The sequence below is a fragment of the Blautia sp. NSJ-175 genome (assembly GCF_022867815.1).
GTDB lineage: Bacteria > Bacillota > Clostridia > Lachnospirales > Lachnospiraceae > Blautia > Blautia celeris.
The window spans coordinates 158,072-183,103 of record NZ_JALIFQ010000003.1; the positions used below are offsets into that span (position 1 = coordinate 158,072).

At 43.9% G+C, this 25,032-nt stretch carries 24 protein-coding genes; all 24 read right to left on the reverse strand.

What is annotated here, in order from left to right:
- Positions 1 to 3: 3 nt before the first annotated feature.
- Complete coding sequence (locus tag MUB35_RS06275; protein ID WP_054352168.1) at positions 4 to 840, reverse strand: sugar ABC transporter permease; 837 nt, start codon at positions 838 to 840, stop codon at positions 4 to 6.
- Positions 840 to 2,147, reverse strand: a complete 1,308-nt coding sequence (locus tag MUB35_RS06280; RefSeq protein WP_227210387.1) for a carbohydrate ABC transporter permease — start codon at positions 2,145 to 2,147, stop codon at positions 840 to 842. Before MUB35_RS06280 ends, MUB35_RS06275 begins: the two co-directional genes overlap by 1 nt.
- 30 nt (positions 2,148 to 2,177) lie before the next feature.
- Positions 2,178 to 3,410 (reverse strand): sugar ABC transporter substrate-binding protein, encoded by a 1,233-nt coding sequence (locus tag MUB35_RS06285; RefSeq protein ID WP_244805913.1) that lies wholly within the window; start codon positions 3,408 to 3,410, stop codon positions 2,178 to 2,180.
- 291 nt (positions 3,411 to 3,701) lie between these two features.
- Positions 3,702 to 5,066, reverse strand: coding sequence for an ABC transporter substrate-binding protein (locus tag MUB35_RS06290; RefSeq protein ID WP_244805914.1), 1,365 nt, complete (start codon positions 5,064 to 5,066; stop codon positions 3,702 to 3,704).
- Position 5,067: 1 nt separating this feature from the next.
- Positions 5,068 to 6,834: a sensor histidine kinase gene (locus tag MUB35_RS06295; RefSeq protein ID WP_244805915.1), complete on the reverse strand. Its 1,767-nt coding sequence runs from the start codon at positions 6,832 to 6,834 to the stop codon at positions 5,068 to 5,070.
- Positions 6,816 to 8,345 (reverse strand): response regulator, encoded by a 1,530-nt coding sequence (locus MUB35_RS06300; protein WP_244805916.1) that lies wholly within the window; start codon positions 8,343 to 8,345, stop codon positions 6,816 to 6,818. Before MUB35_RS06300 ends, MUB35_RS06295 begins: the two co-directional genes overlap by 19 nt.
- Positions 8,346 to 8,667: 322 nt before the next feature.
- The gene (locus tag MUB35_RS06305; RefSeq protein ID WP_033139441.1) at positions 8,668 to 9,477 is read right to left on the reverse strand and encodes an ABC transporter permease; all 810 of its coding nucleotides are present in this window, start codon (positions 9,475 to 9,477) and stop codon (positions 8,668 to 8,670) included.
- Between the two features lie 13 nt (positions 9,478 to 9,490).
- A complete protein-coding gene (locus tag MUB35_RS06310; RefSeq protein WP_244805917.1) occupies positions 9,491 to 10,861 on the reverse strand; it encodes a sensor histidine kinase in 1,371 nt (456 codons plus the stop codon).
- Positions 10,842 to 11,552, reverse strand: coding sequence for a response regulator transcription factor (locus MUB35_RS06315; RefSeq protein WP_054352159.1), 711 nt, complete (start codon positions 11,550 to 11,552; stop codon positions 10,842 to 10,844). Before MUB35_RS06315 ends, MUB35_RS06310 begins: the two co-directional genes overlap by 20 nt.
- Positions 11,553 to 11,609: 57 nt before the next feature.
- Positions 11,610 to 12,254, reverse strand: a complete 645-nt coding sequence (locus MUB35_RS06320) for a CDP-alcohol phosphatidyltransferase family protein (protein ID WP_103731795.1) — start codon at positions 12,252 to 12,254, stop codon at positions 11,610 to 11,612.
- A 20-nt stretch (positions 12,255 to 12,274) separates the two neighbouring features.
- Positions 12,275 to 12,859, reverse strand: coding sequence for a TVP38/TMEM64 family protein (locus MUB35_RS06325; protein WP_033139370.1), 585 nt, complete (start codon positions 12,857 to 12,859; stop codon positions 12,275 to 12,277).
- A gap of 93 nt (positions 12,860 to 12,952) precedes the next feature.
- On the reverse strand, positions 12,953 to 13,333 hold the full coding sequence (locus tag MUB35_RS06330; protein ID WP_033139369.1) for a hypothetical protein: 381 nt from the start codon (positions 13,331 to 13,333) through the stop codon (positions 12,953 to 12,955).
- Positions 13,334 to 13,456: 123 nt separating this feature from the next.
- Positions 13,457 to 14,494: a phosphotransferase family protein gene (locus tag MUB35_RS06335; protein WP_244805918.1), complete on the reverse strand. Its 1,038-nt coding sequence runs from the start codon at positions 14,492 to 14,494 to the stop codon at positions 13,457 to 13,459.
- A gap of 87 nt (positions 14,495 to 14,581) precedes the next feature.
- Complete coding sequence (locus MUB35_RS06340; protein WP_156120799.1) at positions 14,582 to 14,725, reverse strand: hypothetical protein; 144 nt, start codon at positions 14,723 to 14,725, stop codon at positions 14,582 to 14,584.
- Between the two features lie 75 nt (positions 14,726 to 14,800).
- A complete protein-coding gene (locus MUB35_RS06345) occupies positions 14,801 to 15,007 on the reverse strand; it encodes a hypothetical protein (protein ID WP_146051685.1) in 207 nt (68 codons plus the stop codon).
- Positions 15,008 to 15,027: 20 nt separating this feature from the next.
- Positions 15,028 to 16,359, reverse strand: a complete 1,332-nt coding sequence (locus MUB35_RS06350) for an MATE family efflux transporter (protein ID WP_033139367.1) — start codon at positions 16,357 to 16,359, stop codon at positions 15,028 to 15,030.
- Entirely contained in the window at positions 16,340 to 16,975 is a 636-nt protein-coding gene (locus tag MUB35_RS06355) for a cytidylate kinase-like family protein (RefSeq protein ID WP_244805919.1), read from the reverse strand. The genes MUB35_RS06350 and MUB35_RS06355 overlap by 20 nt, the downstream gene beginning before the upstream one ends.
- A 22-nt stretch (positions 16,976 to 16,997) precedes the next feature.
- On the reverse strand, positions 16,998 to 18,083 hold the full coding sequence (ytvI, locus tag MUB35_RS06360; RefSeq protein WP_244805920.1) for a sporulation integral membrane protein YtvI: 1,086 nt from the start codon (positions 18,081 to 18,083) through the stop codon (positions 16,998 to 17,000).
- Positions 18,080 to 18,748: a putative ABC transporter permease gene (locus MUB35_RS06365; RefSeq protein ID WP_244805921.1), complete on the reverse strand. Its 669-nt coding sequence runs from the start codon at positions 18,746 to 18,748 to the stop codon at positions 18,080 to 18,082. The genes ytvI and MUB35_RS06365 overlap by 4 nt, the downstream gene beginning before the upstream one ends.
- 106 nt (positions 18,749 to 18,854) lie before the next feature.
- Complete coding sequence (locus tag MUB35_RS06370; RefSeq protein ID WP_103731791.1) at positions 18,855 to 20,708, reverse strand: ABC transporter ATP-binding protein; 1,854 nt, start codon at positions 20,706 to 20,708, stop codon at positions 18,855 to 18,857.
- Positions 20,705 to 22,432: an ABC transporter ATP-binding protein gene (locus tag MUB35_RS06375; RefSeq protein WP_244805922.1), complete on the reverse strand. Its 1,728-nt coding sequence runs from the start codon at positions 22,430 to 22,432 to the stop codon at positions 20,705 to 20,707. The genes MUB35_RS06370 and MUB35_RS06375 overlap by 4 nt, the downstream gene beginning before the upstream one ends.
- Positions 22,433 to 22,526: 94 nt before the next feature.
- The gene (locus MUB35_RS06380; RefSeq protein WP_033139363.1) at positions 22,527 to 22,712 is read right to left on the reverse strand and encodes a cysteine-rich KTR domain-containing protein; all 186 of its coding nucleotides are present in this window, start codon (positions 22,710 to 22,712) and stop codon (positions 22,527 to 22,529) included.
- Positions 22,709 to 23,179 (reverse strand): MarR family winged helix-turn-helix transcriptional regulator, encoded by a 471-nt coding sequence (locus tag MUB35_RS06385; protein ID WP_033139362.1) that lies wholly within the window; start codon positions 23,177 to 23,179, stop codon positions 22,709 to 22,711. Before MUB35_RS06385 ends, MUB35_RS06380 begins: the two co-directional genes overlap by 4 nt.
- 145 nt (positions 23,180 to 23,324) lie before the next feature.
- Positions 23,325 to 24,842, reverse strand: coding sequence for an ATP-binding protein (locus tag MUB35_RS06390; protein WP_103732395.1), 1,518 nt, complete (start codon positions 24,840 to 24,842; stop codon positions 23,325 to 23,327).
- Positions 24,843 to 25,032: the final 190 nt, after the last annotated feature.

Genomic DNA, 25,032 nt, shown 5'->3' on the forward strand with positions numbered 1-25,032 from the left:
CTTCTATTCCTTCACAGCCGCTCCGCTCAAAGAGGTGATCAGGGTTTTCTGTGTCACGATAAAATAAATAATAAATGGTATTGCAATGATCAGAGAACCGGCTGAAAATGTTGCAAACATGTTTTTCTTTTCTGTGACAAATCCAAATAATCCCTGTGCAATGGTCTGCACATTGGACGACCGGAGCACCAATTTCGGAAAAATAAAATCCATCCAGGGCGCAATAAAGCTTGTGATCGTCAGCAATACGATGATGGGCCTTGACACCGGCAGGATCACTTTTGCAAAAATCTGGAAATGCCCGGCTCCGTCAATTCTCGCCGCCTCATCCAGGCTTTTGGAAACCGTATCCATATAACTCTTTACCATCCAGGTATTATAGGGAATATTCCCCGCCAGATAAACCAGCACCAGCCCCCATAATGTATTCAGACCCCCGATTCTTAACAGGATCACATAGATTGCAACCATCCCCACAAAGGATGGGAATATCTGTAAGATCAAGAGCGACATCATAAGTGATTTCTTAAACACAAAACGGAATCTGGAAAATACATAGGCGCTTAATGCACAGATAAATACTGTGCTGACTGTTGTTGCCACCGCTACAATAAGCGTGTTGCGAAACCAAAGCGGAAAATCCGTTTTTTGAAATAAGTAAATAAAATTTTTTATCGTCACCCCATTCCCAAATGGAATAATACTCAGGGATGCGATATTCTGCTGCGGTGAAAAGGCTGCTGCCGCCACATAAACCAGAGGATACACCACAAACAGGCTGGTACCGATCAGAAACACCCATACAAGTACGGAAGTAAATATTTTTCCACTCTTTCCCATTACAGTTCTCCCTCCTTATATGACTTTGTCTGTCTGAAGCTCAGTATAGCGAAAGGTGCCATAACCACAAAGATAACAACCGCCAGCACTGCCGCGTAGTTATATTTCTGCAGGTCCATGGTCAGATTATAGATCCATGTCACAAGGATATCCGTGGAGCCAGCCGATGTCACGGCACTGTCTGCTGCCTCGGGAAGTCCGCTTGTAAGGAAATAGATGGCACCGAAGTTATTGATATTGTGCGTAAATCCCATAATGATAAGCGGCATGGTCTGAAACAGCACTAAGGGAAATGTGATCTTCCTGAACATATAGAGGGGTGAGGCCCCGTCAATTTTGGCTGCTTCATATATATCACTGGAAATCGCAGTCATATTGCCCATTGTCAGCAGCATGAAGTAAGAAAAACCTGCCCACAGGTTCACCAGCACACATATAAACCTGCAAAGTCCCGCATCACTCAGCCATGGGATTGGATTATTGATCAGTCCTATTTCCATCAGGGTCCTGTTCACAATACCAAAAGACCCATTCAACAGATTCTTCCACACCAGCATACTTACAATAGCCGGAACTGCATAAGGCAGGATAAAAATGGAACGGAACACCGGTTTTATCCTGATCCGGCACTCATTGAGCACTGCCGCCAAAACGAAACCGCCAAAGAAACAGGTTGCCGTGGCAAGCACTGCCCAGATAAGCGTCCACACAGCCACACGGCCGAACGCTCCTGTCCATGCAGCATTACCGCCGAACATATCCGTAAAGTTCGTAAATCCTACCCAGTCTACCAGATTATTCGGCGGAATATGTTCCGGTGAAGCATAGTTTGTAAAAGCCACACATGCTGAAAACACCAGGGGAACAACCACGAATACAAGCATCAGTATTAAAGCCGGGGCAAGTCCTGCAATGGGAAATGCTTTTCCTGATATGAATGCCTTTTTCCTATTCAGACTGCCATTTCTGCAGAACTCCTTATATTCCGCCATTGCACCTTTTACTGACACTACATAGACAGCAATCACAATAAGCAGGACCGCGATCACCAGGATTCCGTCTATCATCATAAACATGGAATTGTCACGCTGCTTGACCGGCAGTTCCGGATGAGGGCTTCCCAAAGTGATCAGCCCGTAAATTTTATTTGCCCAAAAAGGAATGAGGCAAAGTGTTACAAGTTCTATCAGGGCATAGATACTGCCCTTCAAATATTCTTTGAAATACAAGATATGGCCAAGCCCCATAAAAAGTATGGCTGTTGCTCTTACCTTTTTTTCAGAACTGCCATCCGTTTTTAATTCCATCACAGTTTTCCTCCTCCTGGATTCTGCGTGTTATTTTTTCACTGCGATCCTGTCGTTGACTGCATCCAGTTCTTTCTGTACCTCTGCACCGTCCCAGATATTTGCACACGCACTGTCCATTGTTTCGTACCAATCCTGAGCCTCCGGAATGGATGGTGCCGGATAAGCGTACTGAAGCTGTTCGATCAGGCCATTTACATATTCACTGTCCACCTCAATATCTCCTGCAGGTACTTCCCCTGTGATCTCATAGCGCAGTTTCTGCATTTCGGGAGTAACAAGGAATTTTGCAAACGCTTCCGCCTCTGCAGGATGTTCTGTATACGCTGACACTACCATGGTTCTTGCGTTGGAAAATGACGGGCAGGGATGATTCTCTCCCGGTAAAGCCGGTAAAGTAGTCACACCAAAATTCAGTCCTGCATCTTCACAGTTGGAGATATTCCACGCACCGGTTACATACATAGCGGCTTTTCCCTCGGTAAATGCTGCAAGGCATACGGAATCATCTGAAATATCGGCTGCCGGTACATCTAAATACTTACGGAAGGACTGGAAATATTTCATGCCTTCCACTGCGTCTTTATTATTCATATATGTATCTGTTGCATCGGTCCCATCCGGTCCAAACAGTTTATTTCCGTTTAATCCGTTAAACATGACGGAATAGTAGCCGGATGCCACGTTGAAGATCATCCCATATTTTCCGCTTCCGTTAAAGGAGGCACAGAATTTCTCCACATCCTCCCAGGTCTTTGGTGCTTCCTCTATCAAGTCTTTGTTGTAGAACAACGCATAGGTATCTGCTGAGAACGGATATCCATAACATTTTCCGTCATACGTCACAGCATCTATACCCGACTGGGGAATATTCGCTTTCAGTGTCTCTGCGTCTGTAATCTCTGTGATATGCCCGCCTGCAACCAGATTTCCGATCACGTTATTGGGAATCGCAAAACAGTCAGCGCCGACTCCTGCCGGTCCGTCAAGCGCGATCTGTCCGTTAGCGTCACCAAGTTCCACATTCTCATATTCTATGGTTATATTGGGATGTTCTTCTGTAAATGCGGCTCCTGCCTGCTCTATGAACTCCTGCGCCACACCTGAGGACTCCCACACTTTTAAAGTTACATCCTCTGTGGCAAGACCATCCTCTCCCGCCGGATTCTCTGCTGCCTCCGCTTTTTTGTCACTTCCGCATCCCCCTGTCACTGCCGCTGTCAGTACACAACACAGTAGTACGCTTACAATCCTTTTTTTCATGTTCTTCTTCTCCTTTTCTTTCATTTTATAATGTCATTGTTTTTATTGCTTTTATCTCTTTACGGCTTCATTCTATCATCGCATGCTCATTTCCCATACATGACAAACTTTAGAATTTGTTTGCATTTTATAGAACTGATAAAACGGAATCCTATGCGTAACTGTGAGAGTACCGAACAGTGACTTCTATGCAAGATAAAAGCCGGTATCCTCATCAGATACCGGCCTGCTGCCACTGCTCTTATACATGGTCCGCACAGTAAATGCGCTGACCTGACGGATAGTCTTATCCTACTCTATCTTATAATCCGGCAGTTCCTCCTTCAAATAGTCCTTCAGATACTGCAGCGCATCCTGGGATGTTATTTCAGGGTCTTTGCGCAGGGATACATTGATCAGATTTAATCCCTCATGGATCACACTGTCATTTACAGATATTTTCCTGTCCCGGATATTTGGTACGATCTCGTTCAAAAAGTAATCCCCTATATCCTGGCTGCCGAACCATGGGCTCTTATAACTTCCCAGATCTGGATTCTCTTCATATGGCCTGATGGCAGTGGTCAGAAGCCCTAAGGTGTTCAGGGCCTCTGCCCCTTCTGTCGACAGCGTGGCAAACTTGATAAATTCCCATGCCAGCCGTTTATCCTTACAGGTCTTGGTAATCCCCATGGTCGTACCGCCCCAGAGAATATTCCCCTCCGGTGCGCTCATAAGGCCCCAGTGCCCCTTGTCTTTTCCTTCAGGGTCATACTGCTCGATTTCAAATGCCACTGACCACGTGGCGCATCCTGTAAAGATATGGGTGCCCTTCCCCAACGCTTCATACCATTTCGGCGTCCATGCCTCCAGCGTATCAGAAGTGTGGCTGTCCCTGAACTTGCAGACTATGTCCAGGGAATGCTTGAGCGTATCCGTGACACGAATAGTATCCCCCTCAATCCAGGGAATCCCTTGCTGTTCTCTGATAAACTGCTGCGCATCTGCCAGTCCCGGCCACAAATATACAGTCCCATTGCTGTTATCATAGACCTCTTTTCCCTTTTCTATAAAAGACTGCCAGTCCGGGAACATTGCTTCCAGTTCCTTCGGATCATCTGTACCCAGATATTCCTCTGCCAAATCCCTTCGATATGCAAGACCTGCCGCTGCAAGAGTCTGTTCAATACCGCATACATCCCTTTTGCTGTTCATCATCTGCGGGCGGACGCATTCGTGGACCTGTGAAATGTCAAACCCATATGGCTCTTGATTCAATGGTTCCCACATGTCCAGTTCAAAAATTTCCGCCCGATAGGCCATGACCGCCCAGCCAATATCCGGCAATTCCCCGCCTGTGATCAGTGCTGTTTTATATTTTTGTATTAAATCTCCATTTTCCACGGGCGTATACTCAAACTTCACATTTGGATATTTTTTCCGGAAAGCCTCTGTGACCGTTTTAAAATATGCGTCATCCCATCCCCACATGGATAATGTGCCTTCATAATCTGCGGGAAGTGGTTCATCATAACTTTCCTGCCAATCAATATTCTCATGGTTTTGCCCGTCCGCCTTTGGTATCTTCTCTGTCACTTCCGGTTCACGCTGGTTCTTCCCGCATCCCACAAGGGAAAGAAGGCTTATTACGACCAAAAAACAACACACTTTTTTCACTTTACTCACCATCCTGCAAGACCGGAAGGCGCATCATGACTTCCGTGCCTCCTTCCTTTCGTCTCCTGATTTTCATCTCATATGGCTCTCCATAGAGATATTCAATCCTGTCCCGGATATTACTGATGCCGATATGTTTTCTGCCATTCTTTTCATAGACGATCTGCTCTCTGTTCCGGAATTTAAGAAGCCGGTCATCTGCGATCCCCTGCCCGCTGTCTCTTACCATCACTATAATATTCCCTTCCGCTTCTTCTATTGTGACAGTTATCTTCCCCTTGCTTTCCGTTGGCAGAATCCCATGTAACAAAGCATTTTCCACTAAGGGCTGAATGCTTGTCTTCAGTATGCGGTACCCTTTCAATGATTCCGGACAGCTTATCTCTGTTTCAAACATATCCGGGTAGCGGTACTCCTGAATCTGCAGATAACATTTTGTCAGTTCCAGTTCTTTTTCGATTGTTGTCTCCACCCTGCCTTCCCCCAGATTCAGCGTTTCCTGGAGTGTGTAGATCAGTGCGTTGACGATTTTAACGATTCGCTTATTTTTTTCTGCCGCGGCAAGATATACGACGGTATTCAGCACATTATAGAGATAATGGGGATTCACCTGTGACAGCATGATATCGAATTCCATTTCTTTTTTCTGCTTCTCATAGGTGATCCGCGCCTCGATTCCCCGTTGTATTTCCCCTATCATTGCCTGATAGCACTCATATAAGGTTTGTATTTCATCCCCGGTGTGAACGATTTCCACTGAATCCATGGAATCATACTGCGTGTTCCCCATCTGCTGAGACAAATATGTAATAGGTTTGATCCGTTTTTCCAGCGTCCTTGAGGTAAATACAAGAACAAGGCCCAGGGACAGCACAAAGGAGATTGCAAAGAAGTTCAATACAAAATAGCTCTGCCTCCAGAGATAACCATCTGTGATCAGCGTATACAATTCCCAGCCGGTATACCCTACGGCATGGCAGATCAGATAGCCGTTTTCTGTCCTGAGGCTTAAATTTTCTTTTATTGTACCCTGTTTTTTTATGTATTCCTGAATCTTTTTATCCTTATCATTCTGAAATAAAACTTCCCCGCTGCTTCCTGCCAGGCATACATTTTCATACTCCTGCCCGTAAACTTCCATCTGGTCAATAAAATAGTTCAGGTAGACCTCTATGTAAAGCGTTCCCTGCTGCTTTCCGAAATCCTCCTGACTCCATATTTTCACACGATAACATACCACCGGGGACGTGACCCTGGATTCCAGCCCAATATACGGTTTAGAATACTGTAAGGAATCATCCTTTTTAAATTCCACAAATTCCCGGATTCCAAATTTCCGTTCCAGATAGTCCTCCTCACTTGCCCCAAAACCGCTGCCGTATCTGCCCCCGTTTTCCAACTCTAAAAATGAACTGGCTACATAGGTTTTAAGGCTGTTGTAAAATGCCAGCCTTTTGCTGATTCTGTCTTTCTTTCTGGACAGCTCAAACTCACTTAACTGTTCCTCTTCCTCCAGGGCCATCTGCAGTGTTTCGTCGATAATAACGCTTTTGGCAAAATTATCAATATCCTCTGTCATAAACTGCATCTGGTTCACGATCTGCTGCTGCTTGACCTCCTCATCTGAAATCTTCTGCTCCCTCACAATACGGACAAAATACAGATAGCCTGCCAAGGCACTGAATGCCATGGAGACAGCAATAAAAATCGTGATACTTTTCAGAATCTTCCACTTCAATCCGCCTTTTCTCAATTCTTTTCGTTCCATTTCTTATACTCCTGAGGCTTCATGCCCACATTCTTTTGGAATATCTGGCTGAAATACTGGCTTGTCTTGTATCCTGACAGTTCTGCCACTTCTGACACATTGTACTGTCCGCTCTCCAATAATGCCTTCGCAGCATCCATCCTGCACGTTGTCAGATATTTTAGAAACGTCATGCCCACTTCCTTTTTAAAGACCTGCCCCAAATAAACACCGTTCATATGGAAGACATCCCCCATCACATCCAGGCTTAACTCTTTCTTATAATTTTTACGAATGTAGCGCATCATCTCCAAAACAATATTGGAATATTTCGTCCCCTCACCCTCGTGGATCTTCCCGTTCAGACAGAGAAAGCGTTCTGTATAATACTGCCGTATGTCCTTTACTTTATACACATTTTCTTTTTCATCCGAACTCGTGACGCTTTCTTTTTCTTTTATTTTCCTATAAGTCATTTCCAGTAAATGTACCAATTCTTTTAAGGATTTCAGCTTAAACTGAGGATAAGTCACCAGGTCAAAGAGGTAATCCAGCATCTCCTTAATATCCCGGCTTTCTTTATAGACAGTACTTTCCAGGTCCATCATTTCATCTCCCCAGACAACGCTGTCCTGGTTTTCTATTTCAGCCATCTGTTCCAGTGCAAGACATGCCCCGGCCTCCCAAAATACCGCAAACCGAATCTGCCGTGACATTTTCTGGAACGTAAAACTGATTTCACTTTTCCTGATCTCGTAACTGTAAAGTACATTGATTTCCTTTCCTACGGTTTCTTTCAATACCTCGGCAAGCTGTCTGCTCTTCTCCTCAATCAGATGGTTGATCTTATACTTGCTCACTTCCTTTTCGATCTGATACAGTATGATCTGATGGCTTTCGTTCATCTTAGCATCCGCAACATAAGATACGGTTTCTTCCAAAGGGGCTTCCATTACATTCCTGATTGTTTCATAGTTCTCTATGCAAAGGCTCTGTCCGGTAAAAACCCCGTTCTGAAAAATATCTTCTCTATGCAGCATGATCATAAACAGGCGGTTCCCTAAATCCATCTCATCAAGCCCCGGCATGGCATCCTGTTGATAGATCAACTGCTTCATAAAATATTCCTGGTATATTTTTTCCTTTTTTGACTGTTTTGCCAGCTCGGCTTTGATATGCGTAAGCTCGGCCAGCAATGACTCTTCACTCAGCTCATGCTTCAGCAGATAATTGGATACTCCGTACTGTATCCCTTTTTGGGCATACTCAAAATCTTTATATGCGGATAAAAGGACGACAATCGCTGCAGGATTCTTTTCCTTGATCTTTCTGGCCAGCTCCAGTCCGTCCATTCCGATCATCCGAATGTCGGAAATAACAATCTCCGGCTTATATTTCTCATATAACGCCCATGCCTTCTTCCCGCCTGTTGCACGCCCAACCACCTGGAATCCTTCTGACTCCCAGTCAATCAGGCTTTCCAGATAATCCAATGCCAATACTTCATCATCCACAAGAATCACTTTGATCATGGGACACCCTCCTCACTTTTCTAACTATAAAATATCACATTTATTATTATTTTACTGTATAAATTCTAAATATTTTGTTTAAATTCTATAGCGGGCTCAGAAATTAAAAATAGGATGACATAATGCCATCCTAATCTGTAACTACTCTTATGCACAGTCAGTACAGTAACTGCACAGACCTGACTGAACCGTTATTATCATCTTATATTTTCCCGTTTTTTCCTCTGCTTCTGTCATTTCCAGAAGATAACAATCATCAGGACTGCATTTCGGATAGCAGTATCTGCAATAAATAGCTCAGGCTTTCTATTCAAAACATTCGCTATAATACATCTGCAAAATGCAGTTTCAGACGCTTGAATATTCCGGAACCTAAAATAAATATTATTATCGTCACAACCCAGAAATAGATTCCCCACTTCCAATGAGCAGTAAGCCATGTCTGCCCTAATATAGAATCTCTGTATCCAGATACAATATAATACATAGGGTTAAGCTTAAATATTTTCATCAGCATGGGATGTCCGCTCAATCTATTTATATCCCACATAATAGGGGTCATCCAAATCCCTACCTGAAGAAAGATATTAATGATCTGTGTCAAATCCCGAAAAAAAGCCACAATAGCACTGGTGGCATACACAAGAGCCAATACGAAAACAAACGTACAGCCAGTATAATAAAAGATCTGCAGTGTATGAAGAGTAGGCGTATACCCGTTAAATGAGCAGATAATAAGTGCAAATACTACAAAAAACGCATGTACAAACAATGCGGATAATACCTTCACAATGGGAAGAATACTGATCTTGAAAACTACTTTCTTAACCAGATAATTATACTCCATCAATGCATTCGTTCCGCCATTCAGCGCATCCTGGAAAAAGAACCAGGGAATAATCCCTGAAATCAGATAAAGAACAAAGGGATATTCCGCCATATCACCAGCTTTCAGTCCAATGGTAAAAACAAACCAGTACACCATGATCGTGACAACCGGCTGAATAAATGCCCATACAATTCCCAAATAAGAACCTGCATACTTTGTCTTAAAATCATTTCTGGATAATGACAAAATAAGCCTTTTATTATGATATAATTCCATTGGCAGTCCTAACATTTTTTCTTTCATATTCTGTTCCTGTTTATTCACTTTCCATATATTCTTTTGTTACATTCCGCTTATGATCTTCTTCAGAATATGAAGCAGCTTCAGGGAAAATAATTGCGATATAAAAATATTCCTTGTCCTGTCTGACTTCACAGATCCCATTCATCTTTTCCATCATATTCTTAACACTCGGTATTCCTACGTGGGTGCTTTCCACTGTTTCCTCCAACTGTTTTACCACATTTCTGAAAGAAAATCCGATTTTGTTCCCATTGCAGACAGAGCATATCTCAACTGCTTTTTGGGGATCGGCATATTTTATAATATTTGATGATATATTATCCATGATACGCCATATATAATCCGTACAAATCCTAAGTTTCTTATCTACCCACTCCATACTGAACTCTATAGTAAATCCCTTCTGTCGAAGATAGCTGCAGGTTTCCGAGAACAAGTCATAAAACAGGACTTCATAATATTCCGGTTCCTCCAACACCATTTCCGTTGTTCCGGTTACCAGCGTATATTCATATAGATGTTCTGTAAGCTGTTTCATTCTATGTGCTTTCTTGTCTATCTTCTCAATATATTCTTTTAAATGCACTTCATCTTTATATTTTCCTGTCTTTATAATTTCAGTATATAACATAATAGAGGTGACCGGTGTCCTGATGTCATGAGACATCTCAGTAATCACCTTTTGATTTTCCCGCACGATATCCGCTTCCCGTTTAATCAGACTGCGAAAAGATAAACGCATATTGTCCAGGCCCTCCGCCAGCGCAGTAAGCTCGTCTTTTCCTTTTACCGTAATCTTATAGTCCAGGCTCCCGCCTTCCAGTAGTTCAATCTCTTCACTTAACTTTAAAATATAATTCATTTTCCTGCGAATTCCCAAAAGAACCAATATTAAAAACAAGATAAAGGAAAACATGATCTCTATGATTAATGCATAATTGTAAAACTGATATGCATATAACCCCCAAATGTATACCTGTGCTTCCCCATCAACAAATTTTACCGAATAATAGTTCTCCCATTCATAATCACCGGCGGCAATTTCCTCTTCCCATAATTCCTGCTGAGGATACTCTGAATCAAATACCTGAATACCGTCCTTATAAATCCTTATGGTAAGGATTCTCTGCTTTTTCACCCATGAATCCAGTGACTCCGCATCTCTTGATGTAAGCTGATTCCGTTCAATATACTGCTGTAGTTTTCTGATATAGTTTTCATCCTGCTGTCTTTCATATCCGGTATGATCATAATAGCAATTAATCACATATTCCATCGAATAATTCATCACCCAAAAAACAAGTCCTGCCGCGATTGCTGAAAAAACCAAAAGCCGCAGAAGCTGGAAATAGATAGAATTTTTTTTATTCACTGCCTGCGTCAAACTTATACCCCTTTCCCCATTCAGTACGTATATATCTTGGATTTTTAGGATCCGGCTCTATCTTTACTCTTAGATTCCGAATATGTACCATGATGGTACTGTTACAAGAATAAAAATATGGTTCCTGCCACACACTTTCATAAAGATTCTGCGCCGAGAATATCTTCCCCGGATACTGCATCATCAGCAGCAGGATGTGATACTCAATATCTGTTATCTCCTTTTCTTCTCCCTTTACATAAACCTCATTAAATGATTGATGTATCCGTATACCGCCCATTTCCAGATAGGTTTCGGCATCACCTCCCGCGTTCTTTCCCATGTACACCTTATATCTGCGCAGTAGAGCTTTTATCCTTCCCAGGAGTTCTGCGTAGGAAAAGGGTTTAGGCAGATAATCATCCCCACCCGCCATCAGCCCGATCAGCTTATCAGATTCCTGAACCTTTGCTGTCAAAAAAAGAATCGGAACATTGGAAACCTTTCGTATTTCTCTGCATGTATATATTCCTGACATTCCCGGCATCATGACATCCAAAATGACCAAATCTGTCTTGTCATTTAAGATCTCCAGCCCCTGTCTTCCGCTCGCCGCCTCCTTCACTTCATAGTTCTCACTTTCCAAAAGAATACGTACTCCTTCACGAATATCGGCCTCATCTTCTACAATTAAAACCTGCTCCCTGTCCATACTTTGCTCCTTTCCAACTGCGGATACCCATTTTTAATGAGAATTTATTCTTTTATTTTATACTTCCATTCCCAATCCCATTAGCAATACAATAAATTCAATCAATCCTGCAGTAACAAGCCCTATTTTACCAAAAAGATATGGTTTTTTAATCTTTATCGGAAGCACAAATGCAGCTGCCATCAGCATCGAAATTGTTATGACCATTCCTCCTGCAGCCGGTCCCCTGCCATTCTCCATGGCATAAAAAGCCGGCAGGATCAATGCAGAGGAGGTCACAGGAAGTCCCAGATACCACTGACGTTTTTCGGTTTCTCCCTGCTGCCTTTCTTCCTCCAGGACATTAAAATAAGCCAGCCGTATCAATGCACATAACAAATAAAGGCACCCTGCCAACAGGCCGGAATACCTCTTCCCGCTGATGTTATATGTAAATAATGCAGGAAGCACCCCAAAACAGATCAGGTCGCTCAAGGAATCAATCTGAATTCCGAACCTTTTCTCTCTGACACTCCTTTGTTTTGTAGCTGCCACTGTACCGTCAAACATGTCGCATACCCCCGCGGTCATAAGACAGAGGACTGCCTGCCTGTATGCCCCTTCCATCGTATACGTAATACCTACAAATCCTATCAGCATTCCCAGATAGGTCAACACGACTGTATAATTATAATAGCCGCATAACCGTTTCTTTTCCTCCATTTTTCCACCTCTTTCATTCCTTATGATACAACCGTTGAGAATATCAAACTATATGCCAGGATACACCACGGCTTGCCAAATATGATAATCGCAGTAAATTTGCGGGCAGTCATTCTTGTTATACCGGTAAAATAACAAAAAAAATCATCTGGAAATAATGGCAGTACCATACCGAGAAACAGCACAATTGTATAGAATCTGCTCTCTGCTGCCCAAGTGGCCCATTTTTCATATCGTTTTCCGGGAAACATCCGGGAAACCAAATCTTTGCCATATTTTCTGGCCAGCCAGAAAGCGATGACAGAACCTGCGGATATTCCGATATAGTTACACCAGAACCCTCCCATCCATCCAAAAAGAACAGCGCCTACAATACACCCCAAGAATCCGGGCAATACTGGCAGCACCACCTGTACCGCCTGAATCCCGGTCAATATAACGGGACCCAGAAGCCCAAAACCTGCAATATACCGCTGCAGCGTTTCTACAGAATGAAACCTGCCGTCCAGATAAGCTTTAAAAAGGGCGGCACAGAAAGCCAGACACATCAGGAGCAGAAAAGCGGTTATCCATTTCTTCTTACCGCTTGAATCATCTATATTCATTTTTGTGCATCACCTCCATTTTGGATATTTCTTTCTTAATGTATTAAGGATGAAATGGGCTGTACACTCCTGTACAGCCCATCATGTTTCCTTTTAATTATTACTTTTGTCCTTTACAGAATCATTTTTATTTGCTATGTTCGATTTTTTCGTATCGCTATTCTTTTTATCCTTATCTTGTTTTGACTGTGTTTTTTTCTTTGTTTCAGTATCTTTCTCCCTGTCCTTCTGTACACCGGTACTGTTTTTTTTCTGTGGTGTTTTCTTGCTATCCTGTTCCTTTTCGTCAGCAGACGAATTGGACCTGTTCTTTGTCTCCGGCTGGGCGGACTCGTTCTTTACTCCCGGCTGAGGGGGTGCTGCATTTTTATCCTTTCCCCCGCAGGCTACCATACCAAGTGCCATGATACATACTACACTGAGTACAAGTCCTCTCTTTAAGATTCCATTCCTTGCTTTTTTGCTGTCATTCATTTGTTTTGCTCCTTTCGCATTGGATTTTATGATATGTAACTGTGTTTCGTTACTATCTTAAGTATCATCAAAAAATCTTAACCATTCCTAAAAAACTTCTTAATAAATCTAAAGTTACATTTATCATTGAATATGGTTTTTATGATTTGAAACTGTTCTCCGATTTTTCATAGATAATTTCTTCAGTCTTCTCAAATCATATAGAATTAATGATTGGATACTCAATCGCTGGATGTTACGCATCCAGAAATTATAACGCTGGGTTTCGCAGTAACTGCGAAGATACAGCAGCATTTCATACAGGATCATCTTTTCACGGTCCCCGGATGTAAGGATTAGCGGTCGTTTGCTCACCTCATTGTAGCCAGCTATAAAATCCGTCTCTTTTTCCACATCATCGTATATAAACAAAGCAGATACAAAAGCAGCCAATGGATCACCAAAAAAGCTTCGTTCAAAATCAATGATCGCGGAAATGGAAGACGTCCGCTTTTGACTCAGAAACACGTTTCCTGCCCACATATCGAAATTCACTAACACGGGGGTTTTTACCGTATCTAACAATTCCCTTCTGGAATATATTGCTGACCTTATTTCCTTGTAGGGCAGTTTTCCCCCCTGCTTACTGATCTCGTACAAAACATCATCTACCATAAAGGTAAAAGCCTTGCCCCATGTAGAGAAGCGTCCTGCAAAAGCATGGTTTATATCTCCGAACCAATCATATTCCACACTATGTATTCTCGCTGTGTAACGTCCAAGTGCCCTCATAAGTTCCGGATTTTTCCCGGGCCAGAGTTCATACCAGGACTTTCCTTTTATCCGTTCCATAATAAAATAATCACAGGGAATAACTTTCCTGGAAAAGTCGTAGACATATATCTTTGGAATCGGGATTTTCACATGTTTCAATAATTGATAGGCATAGATCTCAGCACGCAAAATATCCTTCTCATGATTCGGAACCCCAACAGATTCTATGGGGCTTGTTTTTAAGACCACTCCTTTTTCAAGGCCGCCGGTTCCTTCGATCTGATAAAGGGTATTAAATGTACCGCCTTTTAATGTCCTGACTGAAGTGATCTCCGCACCGGGAAAATGCTTATTGACCAGTCTGCGAATCTGCTTTCTTGTGAATACGTTCTTCGTCACAGTCTTCACTAATCTTCAACCTCCAACTTATTTTATTCCTTTTAAACCCATGCATGATCGGCTTAATCCTGATACAGATGCTGCACCCTCTCTTCTTTATTTGATCCTCAGTTTTATCGGCACTGTAAAATATCTTTTTTCATATTTCCTGCCGATTATATCTAATATTACAAGTGCAGCAATTACTACAGCACCCAACTTTAACAAACTGTACTTTTTCTTATTGTCAACAAACTTCATAACAACACCTCCGCTGCTTTGCATAGTCATTTGCTGCATCCATAGGATTTCAAGCTTTAAACGTTACCTCCATCCTCATTCACTTCTCTTTAACCCGGAGTGATAGGAATAATATTCCTGACCTGCCTTCGACTGTCCGGCTGCTTCTGCTGTGGCATTTACCCAGTCAAGATCTTCGGACTCCACTGTGTCTGAAACCAACTCTTTAAAAAATGAATAGGCGGCAAATCCAAGAGCGGTGATCCCTGCTCCGATCAATAACATTTTGGTACTCTTTTTCATGATAAACATCCTTTCTGCTATTACATATAATGGTATTTCTTTCTTTCCCTGATCAAAAAGAAAAGTGAGATTACAAACGCAAAAATTTCCGCTGTGACATCCGCCCACCATATGCCGTCCAGACCAAGTAAAACAGGCAGAAACAATACCGCGGCAAGCTTGAAGATAAATGTCCGCAGGAAAGAAATCGCTGCCGACACACCACCGTTGTTGAGGGCAGTAAAGAAGGAAGACGCAAAAATATTAAATCCCACGATCAGAAATGATATGGTGGAAATCCGAAGGGCATGAACCGTCATCTTAAAGAGTGTCATATCGTATCCCACAAAGATATCGGAAAGCGGAAGGGCAAAAATCTGCGCCGCCACGACCATACCTCCCCCAATCGCCCCCATCAGGATGATGCTTTTTCGGAACAGATTCTTTAGTTCTGCATGGTTATCAGCGCCATAGTGATAGCTGATGACCGGCGCGCATCCCATAGAATATCCAATAAAGACAGCGGCAAAAATAAATTGAACATACATGAGAACACCGTAAGCGGCGACGCCATTTTCTCCGGCATATTTCAGCAGCTGAAAATTATAGAAGATACCCACGACGGATGAAGTAACACTCGATACCATTTCGGATGCGCCGTTTGCACAGGCTTTGACGATAGGAACTGCCTCCAACTTGGTTCTTGTCAGGCGGAGAAGGCTGGTATTGGGCCGCAGGAAATAAATGAGTGGGATCAGGCCCCCCACACATTGACTCAGCCCTGTGGCAATAGCCGCACCTGCTACTCCCCATTTGAAACCAACGATAAACAGGGCATCCAATGCCATATTGGTCACACCTGCCGCTACGGTCGCCGCCAGACCGAGATTTGGTTTCTCCGCCGTGATCAGAAATCCCTGAAGCGCGTTCTGGAGCATAAAGGAAATGCTGAAGCCCATCATGATCCTGCCGTAGAGTACACAATTGGGAAGCATACCTCCGTCTGCCCCTAACCAGACTGCTACCGGACGCATGACTGCGATTCCGATTATGGAGAGAACAGCGCCTGAGATGACTGTTATCCAGACCATCATGGTAAAATAACGGTTTGCTTTTTCCCGTTTTTGTTCTCCCAGTGTTTTGGCGACCAGAGCGCTTCCGCCTGTCCCCAGCATAAAACCGACACCACCAAAGATCATATCAACCGGCATGATCAGATTTATAGCGGCAAAAGCAGTCTTTCCGACAAAATTGGATACAAACAGACCGTCCACCACACCGTAAATAGAGGTAAATACCATCATAATGATAGATGGAAATACAAATTTTAATAATTTTTTATAATCAAAATGATCAGATAATTGAATCGCCATGATCTTTCCTTTCAAACCAGATTTTTACAAAAGCCGCCAGGTGCGGCACAATTTGGGGGATATCAAGACCAGTGGTATTGACACAGAGATGATAAGCTCTCTTATCCCCCCACGGGTACCCGGAAACAAGGTCATAGCTTGCCGCCCGGGCTTTATCTATCTGCCTGATCCTGCGTTCAAGTTCGCGCTCAGACAGTGTTTCGCCCGGAGATGCCCGATTCCGGCAGCGTTCCTTTTTTGCAGCCATATCCGCATATACAAAAATGTTGTATGGCCCCATATCATGAAGTACAGTGTCTGCGCCTCTGCCTACGATCACGCAGTCTTCCCTTTTTGCAAGGGTACGGATAATTTTGTGCTGTTCTACCAGCATATCCACTACCTGATTCATGGCATAAAACGGTGTGCTGAAACTACACCGAAAGGTATACGGAAAGTTCACAGTAAAATCTCTTTCCAGATGGTTTTCGATATACTGTTCATCCAGCTTAAGGTTTTCCGCAATTTTGCTGATGATCTCTTTGTCATAATAAGCGACACCGAGAACATCTGCCAGACGTTTTCCCAGTTCCCTGCCGCCGCTTCCAAACTCACGGCTCACTGTTATTGTTTTCATATTATTTCCTCCTGTGTTCAGTTTATTTAATAAAAGCAATCATCCCTTTTTCATTTAACCGGTATAAAAATGCAAAAAACAGCGGTACACCAAGCATACCTAAAAATCCGAAATATTTTAAACCGAGCAGCATACCTGCAAAGGTAACCATAGGATGCAGACCCATCTGTTTTCCCACAAGTTTTGGCTCTATGGTATTTCTTACGATAGCTATAACGAGATAGAGTAGAAGGATACCTGTTCCGATTCCATAATCCCCCATGACCAATGAAAGAACTCCCCACGGCAGCAGTACAGTCCCTGTTCCTAAAACCGGTAAAATATCCACAACGGCAACCAGTGCGGCAAGCAGAATGGCATGTGGGATTCTCAGAAACGTAAATCCCAACGCAAGCTCCAGAAAAGTGATGCCAAAGATTGCTATATAAGAGACCAGGCATTTTAAAATCGTTCCGCCAAAAAAAGAACGTGCCTCTTTGAAAATCTGACGTTTGCTGTCCGGAATCTGGCGTATGATAAATGTTTTTATCCTTTCAAAATCAATCGTAAGGAAAACAGTGGCAATGATCGTTATGATCGTCTTTAAAAATAAGGATGGGATTACAGATGCAGCTCCCGCAATCATTTTAAAAAGAAAACCCGATGCAGCCGTGATCCCTTTTCCCATTGACTGCATAAGGACAGAAAAAATCTCTCCTGCATCCGGACCAGGCACTGCCAGCAGTCCATCCAGTTTATCTGCTGCGGCCTCTAAAAACGGAAAAACGACTTCCGTAAACAGCGATGGCAGAGCGTCTGCAGTTTCTTTCATTCCCTCCACAATTTTACCTCCTGCGGCTCCAAACAAAATCCCTATGATTATGAAAAACAGTACCACAACAGGAATGCAGATAAAGGGTCTTTTCAGATGCGTTTTTTCTGACAGCATACAGATCGGGCGGTTTAAAAGACAAGCTATGATTCCCGCGATCAAAAACGGGGATAAAACGGGTAATGCATATTTTATGATACCGTATGTAATTATGGCTATGATTGCCCAATAAACGAATTTCGTTATGAACCCCCGCTGTTGTTCCGTCTGCTGACGGTCATTCCTCTGTTCTTTCAATAAGCACGCTCCTTTCCGTCCATAAAGCTCCATTCGCAAAATCTTTTTTCCATTTTATTGTCATCATATGTCTCATCAATAACCCGTTCCACACGGTTTTTTGGCGTTATCCCTTCATGGCGGTCTCTCCAGCGGACCAGGCACATGGCTGTCAGGGAAAGATTAACAGCCATAAATACACTCATGAAGATACAGGCCGCTTTCCAAAATTTCGCCTGCATCCTGTCAAACATCTTATCGATCACCGGTACTAACCATCGTGAGAAAACAATTCCCAGTGCCCCCCACAAAACAGTCATTTTAAGACTTACCCGGCCTTCGATATTCAGAAAATGCCTGCTGTAATCCCAGGCTTTCATATGGAGCCAATATTCCAGAACCCAGCTGCAGGCATACTCAAACACAGCGGCAATCAGGGAAAATACCAGAAACTGCGTTATCAGGCTTTTATTTTTTAACCGGACAGATCCCAGATAAAGCCCGACTGCTCCAAAACCATAGATAATACAAAACGGTCCCCACATGGAAACCACATGGGTCTCCCAATGTCCCGTCCGGATCAGACACCAGATACCTTCCAGAATCACGCCTAAGACACTGCCGATCATAAACAGCCAAAACATATTCTCATAAGCAATAGGTTTTGTCATGGTATTCTGCTTCATCAAAACGCCTCCTTTCCTGTTTTTTGTACCCTCTGTCCGCCTGACGGGCAGCCATCATGCTCGGATATATTTTCCGCATATGCGCATCATCACCTATCCAAAGCTCCTAAACGGATTGTGCGGCAAACTGACTTTGATACAGTTCAGCGTAAAAGCCATTGCGGGCGAGCAGCTCCTCATGGGTGCCCTGCTCGATGATCGTTCCTTCCCGCATCACTAAAATAAGGTCCGCATCCCGGATAGTGGACAAGCGGTGTGCAATGACAAAGCTGGTCCGCCCTTTCATCAGATGATTCATGGCTTTCTGGATCTCAACTTCTGTCCGTGTATCCACGCTGGATGTTGCTTCATCCAAAATTAAAATGGCCGGGTTGGCAAGAATCACCCTTGCAATTGTCATCAGCTGTTTCTGGCCCACAGAGATGCCCGTCAGTTCATCATCTAAGATGGTCTGATATCCCTGGGGCAGAGTACGGATAAAATGATCGATTCTGGCTGCCTTCGCAGCCCCTATGATTTCTTCCATCGAAGCATCCTCATATCCATAGGCTATATTCTCGGCGATCGTGCCATTAAACAGCCAGGTATCCTGCAATACCATTCCAAGAATAGAACGCAGCTCTTTTCGGTTCATGTCCCTGATGTTGACACCATCAATGGTGATCCTGCCGCCCTGCAATTCATAGAACCGCATCAGCAGATTGACAAGCGTTGTTTTTCCAGCTCCCGTCGGTCCCACAACAGCGATCTGACTGCCTGCCTGTATCCGGAAATCAATATTTTCCATCAGGATTTTGTCATCGCTGTATCCAAACCGTACCTGCTCAAAAGAAACATTTCCCCGGGGAGTCGGAAGCAAGACCTCGTTGGTTGCATCCGGTAATTCCTCCAGCTCGTCTTCGATCTGATAAACCCGCTCTACGGAAGCGATTGCTGCCTGCAGGCTGTTGAGTGTATAGGACATCTCCGTGACCGGTTCGGATATCTGGTTTATATATTGGAAAATAGCCTGTACTTCACCAATAGAGATTGTGCCGCTGATCACGGACATGGCTCCGCGGACAGCTATGACCACATAACCAATCTGTCCCAACAGGCGGATCAGAGGGTTGATGGCATAGGTAATAAATTGCGCGTTCAAAGAAGTCTTCCTCAATTTTTCATTCAGCTCATCATTGTTCTTTATCATCTCTTCCTGCAGATTAAATGCCTTGATCAGGCTGTTGCCTGTAAAAGATTCCTCGATATTGGCATTCAATTCTCCAAGTGCAGACTGATTTTTTGCGTAATAGCGGTTTGTCTTCATGGAGATCAAAACGGCAGCCGTCATGCTCACAATTATGGTGAGTAATGCAACCAGTGTTAAAGAAGGACTGATCGAAAGCATCATTACGAATGCGCCGGTGATCGTGATCACCGCAGAGATAAACTGTGTCAGCCCTTCCTGCAGTGTATCCGCCACTTTTTCAAGGTCACTGGTCACACGGCTCAGAATATCGCCTTTTTTGTGCGTGTCATAATACCGAAGCGGAAGCCGGTTCAGTTTCCCGCTTATGGATTCCCGCAGAGAGAGTGTCAGTTTTTGCGATACGCCGGCTAAAATATACTGTGGAATGTAGTTAAAAAGCGCCCCAAGCAGATACAATACCAGGATGACGAACATAATGTTGCCCATGGATATAAGGTTTACAGTAAATATCCCGCCAATGGCCCTTGCATTCTGCACTCCGTCAAAAATCCGGTTAATCGCCCGGCCGATCAGTGTCGGTGTTAAAATCGTACACACAGCGGAAACAGCCAGACAGATAAATGTGAAAATAATCTTTCCCTTCTGCTTCATCAAATCCTTGAAGAAACGTTTTAATGTACCCTTGATATTTTGCGCACGGTCTGCTGTCATTCCTTCTCCCAGGGAATCGGTATTGTTCTGTACGTCCATAGCTCCTTTTTCTTCTATCATGCCAATTCCTCCTCACTCATCTGTGACCTGGCTATCTGCTGATAAACCGGGCAGTTCTCAAGTAATTCTTTATGTGTACCCTTGCCGACGATCTTTCCTTCATCCAACACAATGATCTGATCGGCATTCAGGATCGTACTGATCCGCTGGGCCACAATGATGACCGCACTTTCTGACACCTCCTGTTTCAGTGCCTTACGCAGACGGGCATCCGTTTTAAAATCCAACGCTGAAAAACTGTCGTCAAAAATAAAAATCTCCGGTTTCCTTATGAGTGCTCTTGCAATAGAAAGCCGCTGCTTCTGCCCTCCGGAAAAGTTACTCCCAGCCTGAGAGACCGGAGATTCCAACCCTTTTTCCAGATTTGTGATAAAGTCGTCGATCTGAGCGGTCTTCACAGCATGGTACATTTCCTTTTCTGTTGCGTCTTTTTTTCCATGACGCAGATTATCCGCGATCGTCCCGCTGAAAAGAAAGGCTTTCTGCGGCACGTAACCGATTTTGTCACGCAGCTCCTCCTGCGGATATTCACGCACATCTTTTCCGTCGATCAAAATATTCCCATTCTCAATATCATAAAACCGCATCAGAAGGCAGGCGATCGTAGATTTTCCCGAACCGGTACTGCCTATAACTGCTGTTGTCTTTCCTTTTTCTACAGTGAAGTTTATATCCTGCAGTACCACTTCCTCTGCTCCCGCGTAACGGAATGTCACATTTCTGAATTCCACAGCCGCGTCTGCTTCTCCCTCGCTAATCTGCACAATACTTGCTGCCGGCTCCGGTCTGTTTTCCAATACCTCCGTGATACGGTTCGCACAGATCTGGGCGCGGGGAATGAAGATAAATACGGCAACTCCCATCAGCAGATACATAAGTGTCAGCATAGCATATTCAATGATCGCCATAATATCTCCGATCTCCATACCGCCTCTCGCCACCTGACTGCCGCCGACCCAGATGATCACCAGTGTACAGACATTCATAAGCACCATGACAAATGGTATCATGACTGCAAATATCTTATTTGCTTTAATAGCTGTTGCGGCATACTCCTGGAAAGTTTTATCCGTGCGCATTTTTTCATATCCGGTGCGATTAAAAGCACGGATCACCCTGACCCCGATAATGCTTTCTCTGACAGTCCGGTTGATCTTATCCAGCAGGACCTGCAGACTGTCAAATATAGGGATGACTTTTTTACCCATCATGACAACAAAAACAATGATCGCTATCATAAAGCCAAGAATCGTGAATGCCAGCAGCCTGTTTTTTGAAAATGCCAGGATCAATCCGGCAATCGTCATAAATGGGGCAGGAAGCAGCATTTCAACAATAATGGAGAAGGCCACCTGTATCTGTGTCACATCATTGGTGCTCCGTGTGATCAAGGATGCCGCGCCGAACCTGTTAAAGTCATTGATAGAAAACTCCTGTGCTCTCCGGAATAAGGCCCCACGGATATCACACCCCATGCTGGTGGATATATATGTGGATGTATATGTCCCGAGAACGGAAAATACCGCAGTAACCACAGCGGTCAGCAGCATAAACCCGCCTGTTTTCCACACATGATCCAGATCCCCTGTCACAATGCCGTTATTTACAATATCTGCGGTGAGTGTCGGGATATATAGGGTTCCCATGACCTGTATAAACAGCAATCCTATCATAAGCAGGAGTTTATTTTTATACGGCCTCAAAAAATATAATAGTTTCTTCATTGTAACCTCCTGTTCGTCAATAGAAAGCACGCCCCAGCGAATTTTCTATTGTCATAAATAAAAAGGAGCCGATAACCACGAATAAAAATCGTAGTTATCGGCTCTGCGTCTTCGCGTCTGGCTCTTTGATAATAGACATTTTAAATTGCTTCACGGTAATCAGGGCTTCCTGCTTACACTTCGGACAAAATAGAGGAAAATTCTGCAGCACTGTATTTTCCTGTATCTTTAATCTTGTTTTACTTTTACAAAAGGGGCATAGAAGCCACTGCTCTCTCATTCCGATCCCCCTTTTCCGCATTCCAACAGATGCCCCAGCTCCTCCTTGAGGAATAGGTGATGCTTTTCAGAAAGGGCAACTGCCGTATCCCGTTCTGTCTCTGACAACCTTGAAAATGCTTTCTGCTCAGCAATAAACAACGGCAGGATCATTTCCCTGCAAAATTCACTTCCCTTTTCTGTTAAATGTATAGATTTGCTGTTACGCGCTTTCTGTATCGGGGCAAGCTGTACATAGCCGGCTTTTACAAGGACATTGATCGCTGAGTTGATTGTCTGTTTCGGAATGCACCACAACTCTGCAAGGCTGTTTTGTGTATAAATCTCATCTGATTCGCAAAGGCTGTACAAAACCCAAAATGCTGTATCAGAAATCCCCAAGCGGACAGCAAAACGATGGTATAATTCTCCCTGCTTTCTGTCAAGCTGATTTAAAGCTGCCAATTGTTCTTTCACATTGTTGTTCATTTTTTCCTCCTTTACAGCTCAAAATCCCGTTTCGGATTTTAATAATCATAAGTCCGAAACGGGATTTTGTCAATAGGTTTCATAAAAGCTTTAGAATATTTATAATATTTTTTATTTGTATCTGCATAGATGCGGCTCTGGAGGTTCATCCCCTCCCCGCCGCATAATACTTCTGCAGCTTACTCTGTGGCTTCTCCGGCAGAGTCATGACCAGCTTCCCGCTTCTCAAAAGCGGATTCACATATTTTTTCATGGCATAATACAAAGTTTTTACGCCCATAAACTCTGCGATCTCTGTCTTTGACCTTGGCTGTGCGCAGAATTTCAGTAAATCCTGTACGCTTTTCTCCCCCGGCATCTCTTCCGTATCCGGGCCGTTCACAGCATACAATGCACTTTCCATGACTACCGAAGGTTTTGATGACACACTGCGGTAGCTGACAGTACCGTTATAGAGGGTCACAACAAATTCATTGCGCCGGTTCTCAAAGACCGGGTCAGGCAGACCGGCATCTGCCATTTCCTTGCGGATCGTGGGGATACCGGAATAACGGTTCTCCGCTCCGGTCAGGCTCTCCGCCATGACTGCCAGGGCCGGATTGCGCAGGTCAGGCCGGGCCACGCCAAGCTGCTCTACTGTCATCCTGCCGTACAGGTTTCCCGGGCTATGGATCTCCAGGCGGTCTTTAAAAAAGTCGATCTGCACTGGAGTCCCCTCTGTATGCTCACTGTAATCTCTGTGGATCAGGGCATTTAAAACAGCTTCCCTGACTGCGTTCAGAGGATATTCGGCCTTATCCCTCCGCCTGCCGGTATCCGGGTCAATGATGGTCTTTACTTTCATGTTGCGCTTACAGAAACCCACAGCCTCCTCCACCATCTCGGAGATTGTTCCGCAGATTCTCCTGTTGTCCATGAAGCGCTCCAGGTCTTCACCCACGTCCCCAATCTCATAGCCCGGTACCACGACCGCGGTTATGCTGTACTGAGGAAATATACCCTGGGGATAGATGCAAAAATTCATAATCCCGGCCAGAGTGGGAATGCCTCCTCTGGTCACATTGAGCATCTCCAGCATCTGTGGCTCCTGAAGGAGAGAAAACTGCGGACGCTCTGCCTTCTTATCGTTCAAAAAACGTTCCAGCCTTGTCTGTTCCAGCATGGAAACCGGGATTCTCTCCACAGTACGCTCATCATCATGCACGTGCTTACGGTATGCCTCATAGCTGTAGATCTCATAGTCCGTCATGGGAAGGTCCGCATCTCCAACCCGTATATATGCGCCTTTTACTTTACCGGCGCCCTTATAGTAACAGGGACGTTCTGCAAGGTCAATGGCAGGAATCTCTGCGGAACATATGTTTACACCTTCGTATTCCGCAAATGTAAATACAGCCCGGACCGGCGGCTCCATCTGATTGCACTGCTCTGTCACCTTCTTCTGCAGATCATGCAGATCATATACACCCACCGCCCGGAATGCCGCTCTCTCATCAAGACCGAAAATCAGGATACCTCCGCTGTCCTGATTGGAAAAGCCGGATAATGTATCATAAAGCCTTTTCGGACAGCCGTCTTTTGCAGCTTTCACTTCCAGAAACTGCGCCTCTGCCCTCTGTGCCCGGACTTTTGCAGCCAGTTCCCTTAACTCTTCCGGTAACATCAAATCCCCCTCTTTCGCAATACAGAACATTTGTTCTTATTTTATGGATTTATAATACCATATTACGGATGATTTATCAAGTTTATTTTGAAAGTTTTGTTTGTATTTTCAATATTTGTTCGTATATTTACCCCATTATTTTGTAATTTTACTCTTCTGTTCCAATGATCCATCTGTAAACACCTGATGA

Excerpts from the sequence above, each read along its gene's own strand:
- MUB35_RS06280 (WP_227210387.1), bottom strand. The coding sequence starts at position 2,147 with ATGGAATTAAAAACGGATGGCAGTTCTGAAAAAAAGGTAAGAGCAACA.
- MUB35_RS06370 (WP_103731791.1), bottom strand. The coding sequence starts at position 20,708 with ATGATAGAAGAAAAAGGAGCTATGGACGTACAGAACAATACCGATTCC.
- MUB35_RS06330 (WP_033139369.1), bottom strand. The coding sequence starts at position 13,333 with ATGAATGACAGCAAAAAAGCAAGGAATGGAATCTTAAAGAGAGGACTT.
- MUB35_RS06390 (WP_103732395.1), bottom strand. The coding sequence starts at position 24,842 with ATGTTACCGGAAGAGTTAAGGGAACTGGCTGCAAAAGTCCGGGCACAG.
- MUB35_RS06340 (WP_156120799.1), bottom strand. The coding sequence starts at position 14,725 with ATGAAGTTTGTTGACAATAAGAAAAAGTACAGTTTGTTAAAGTTGGGT.
- MUB35_RS06385 (WP_033139362.1), bottom strand. The coding sequence starts at position 23,179 with ATGAACAACAATGTGAAAGAACAATTGGCAGCTTTAAATCAGCTTGAC.
- MUB35_RS06345 (WP_146051685.1), bottom strand. The coding sequence starts at position 15,007 with ATGAAAAAGAGTACCAAAATGTTATTGATCGGAGCAGGGATCACCGCT.
- MUB35_RS06320 (WP_103731795.1), bottom strand. The coding sequence starts at position 12,254 with ATGGAGGAAAAGAAACGGTTATGCGGCTATTATAATTATACAGTCGTG.
- MUB35_RS06285 (WP_244805913.1), bottom strand. The coding sequence starts at position 3,410 with ATGAAAAAAAGGATTGTAAGCGTACTACTGTGTTGTGTACTGACAGCG.
- MUB35_RS06275 (WP_054352168.1), bottom strand. The coding sequence starts at position 840 with ATGGGAAAGAGTGGAAAAATATTTACTTCCGTACTTGTATGGGTGTTT.
- MUB35_RS06380 (WP_033139363.1), bottom strand. The coding sequence starts at position 22,712 with ATGAGAGAGCAGTGGCTTCTATGCCCCTTTTGTAAAAGTAAAACAAGA.
- MUB35_RS06355 (WP_244805919.1), bottom strand. The coding sequence starts at position 16,975 with ATGAAAACAATAACAGTGAGCCGTGAGTTTGGAAGCGGCGGCAGGGAA.
- MUB35_RS06295 (WP_244805915.1), bottom strand. The coding sequence starts at position 6,834 with ATGGAACGAAAAGAATTGAGAAAAGGCGGATTGAAGTGGAAGATTCTG.
- MUB35_RS06315 (WP_054352159.1), bottom strand. The coding sequence starts at position 11,552 with ATGGACAGGGAGCAGGTTTTAATTGTAGAAGATGAGGCCGATATTCGT.
- MUB35_RS06365 (WP_244805921.1), bottom strand. The coding sequence starts at position 18,748 with ATGAAGCAGAATACCATGACAAAACCTATTGCTTATGAGAATATGTTT.
- MUB35_RS06305 (WP_033139441.1), bottom strand. The coding sequence starts at position 9,477 with ATGAAAGAAAAAATGTTAGGACTGCCAATGGAATTATATCATAATAAA.
- MUB35_RS06300 (WP_244805916.1), bottom strand. The coding sequence starts at position 8,345 with ATGATCAAAGTGATTCTTGTGGATGATGAAGTATTGGCATTGGATTAT.
- MUB35_RS06325 (WP_033139370.1), bottom strand. The coding sequence starts at position 12,859 with ATGAATATAGATGATTCAAGCGGTAAGAAGAAATGGATAACCGCTTTT.
- MUB35_RS06350 (WP_033139367.1), bottom strand. The coding sequence starts at position 16,359 with ATGGCGATTCAATTATCTGATCATTTTGATTATAAAAAATTATTAAAA.
- MUB35_RS06375 (WP_244805922.1), bottom strand. The coding sequence starts at position 22,432 with ATGAAGAAACTATTATATTTTTTGAGGCCGTATAAAAATAAACTCCTG.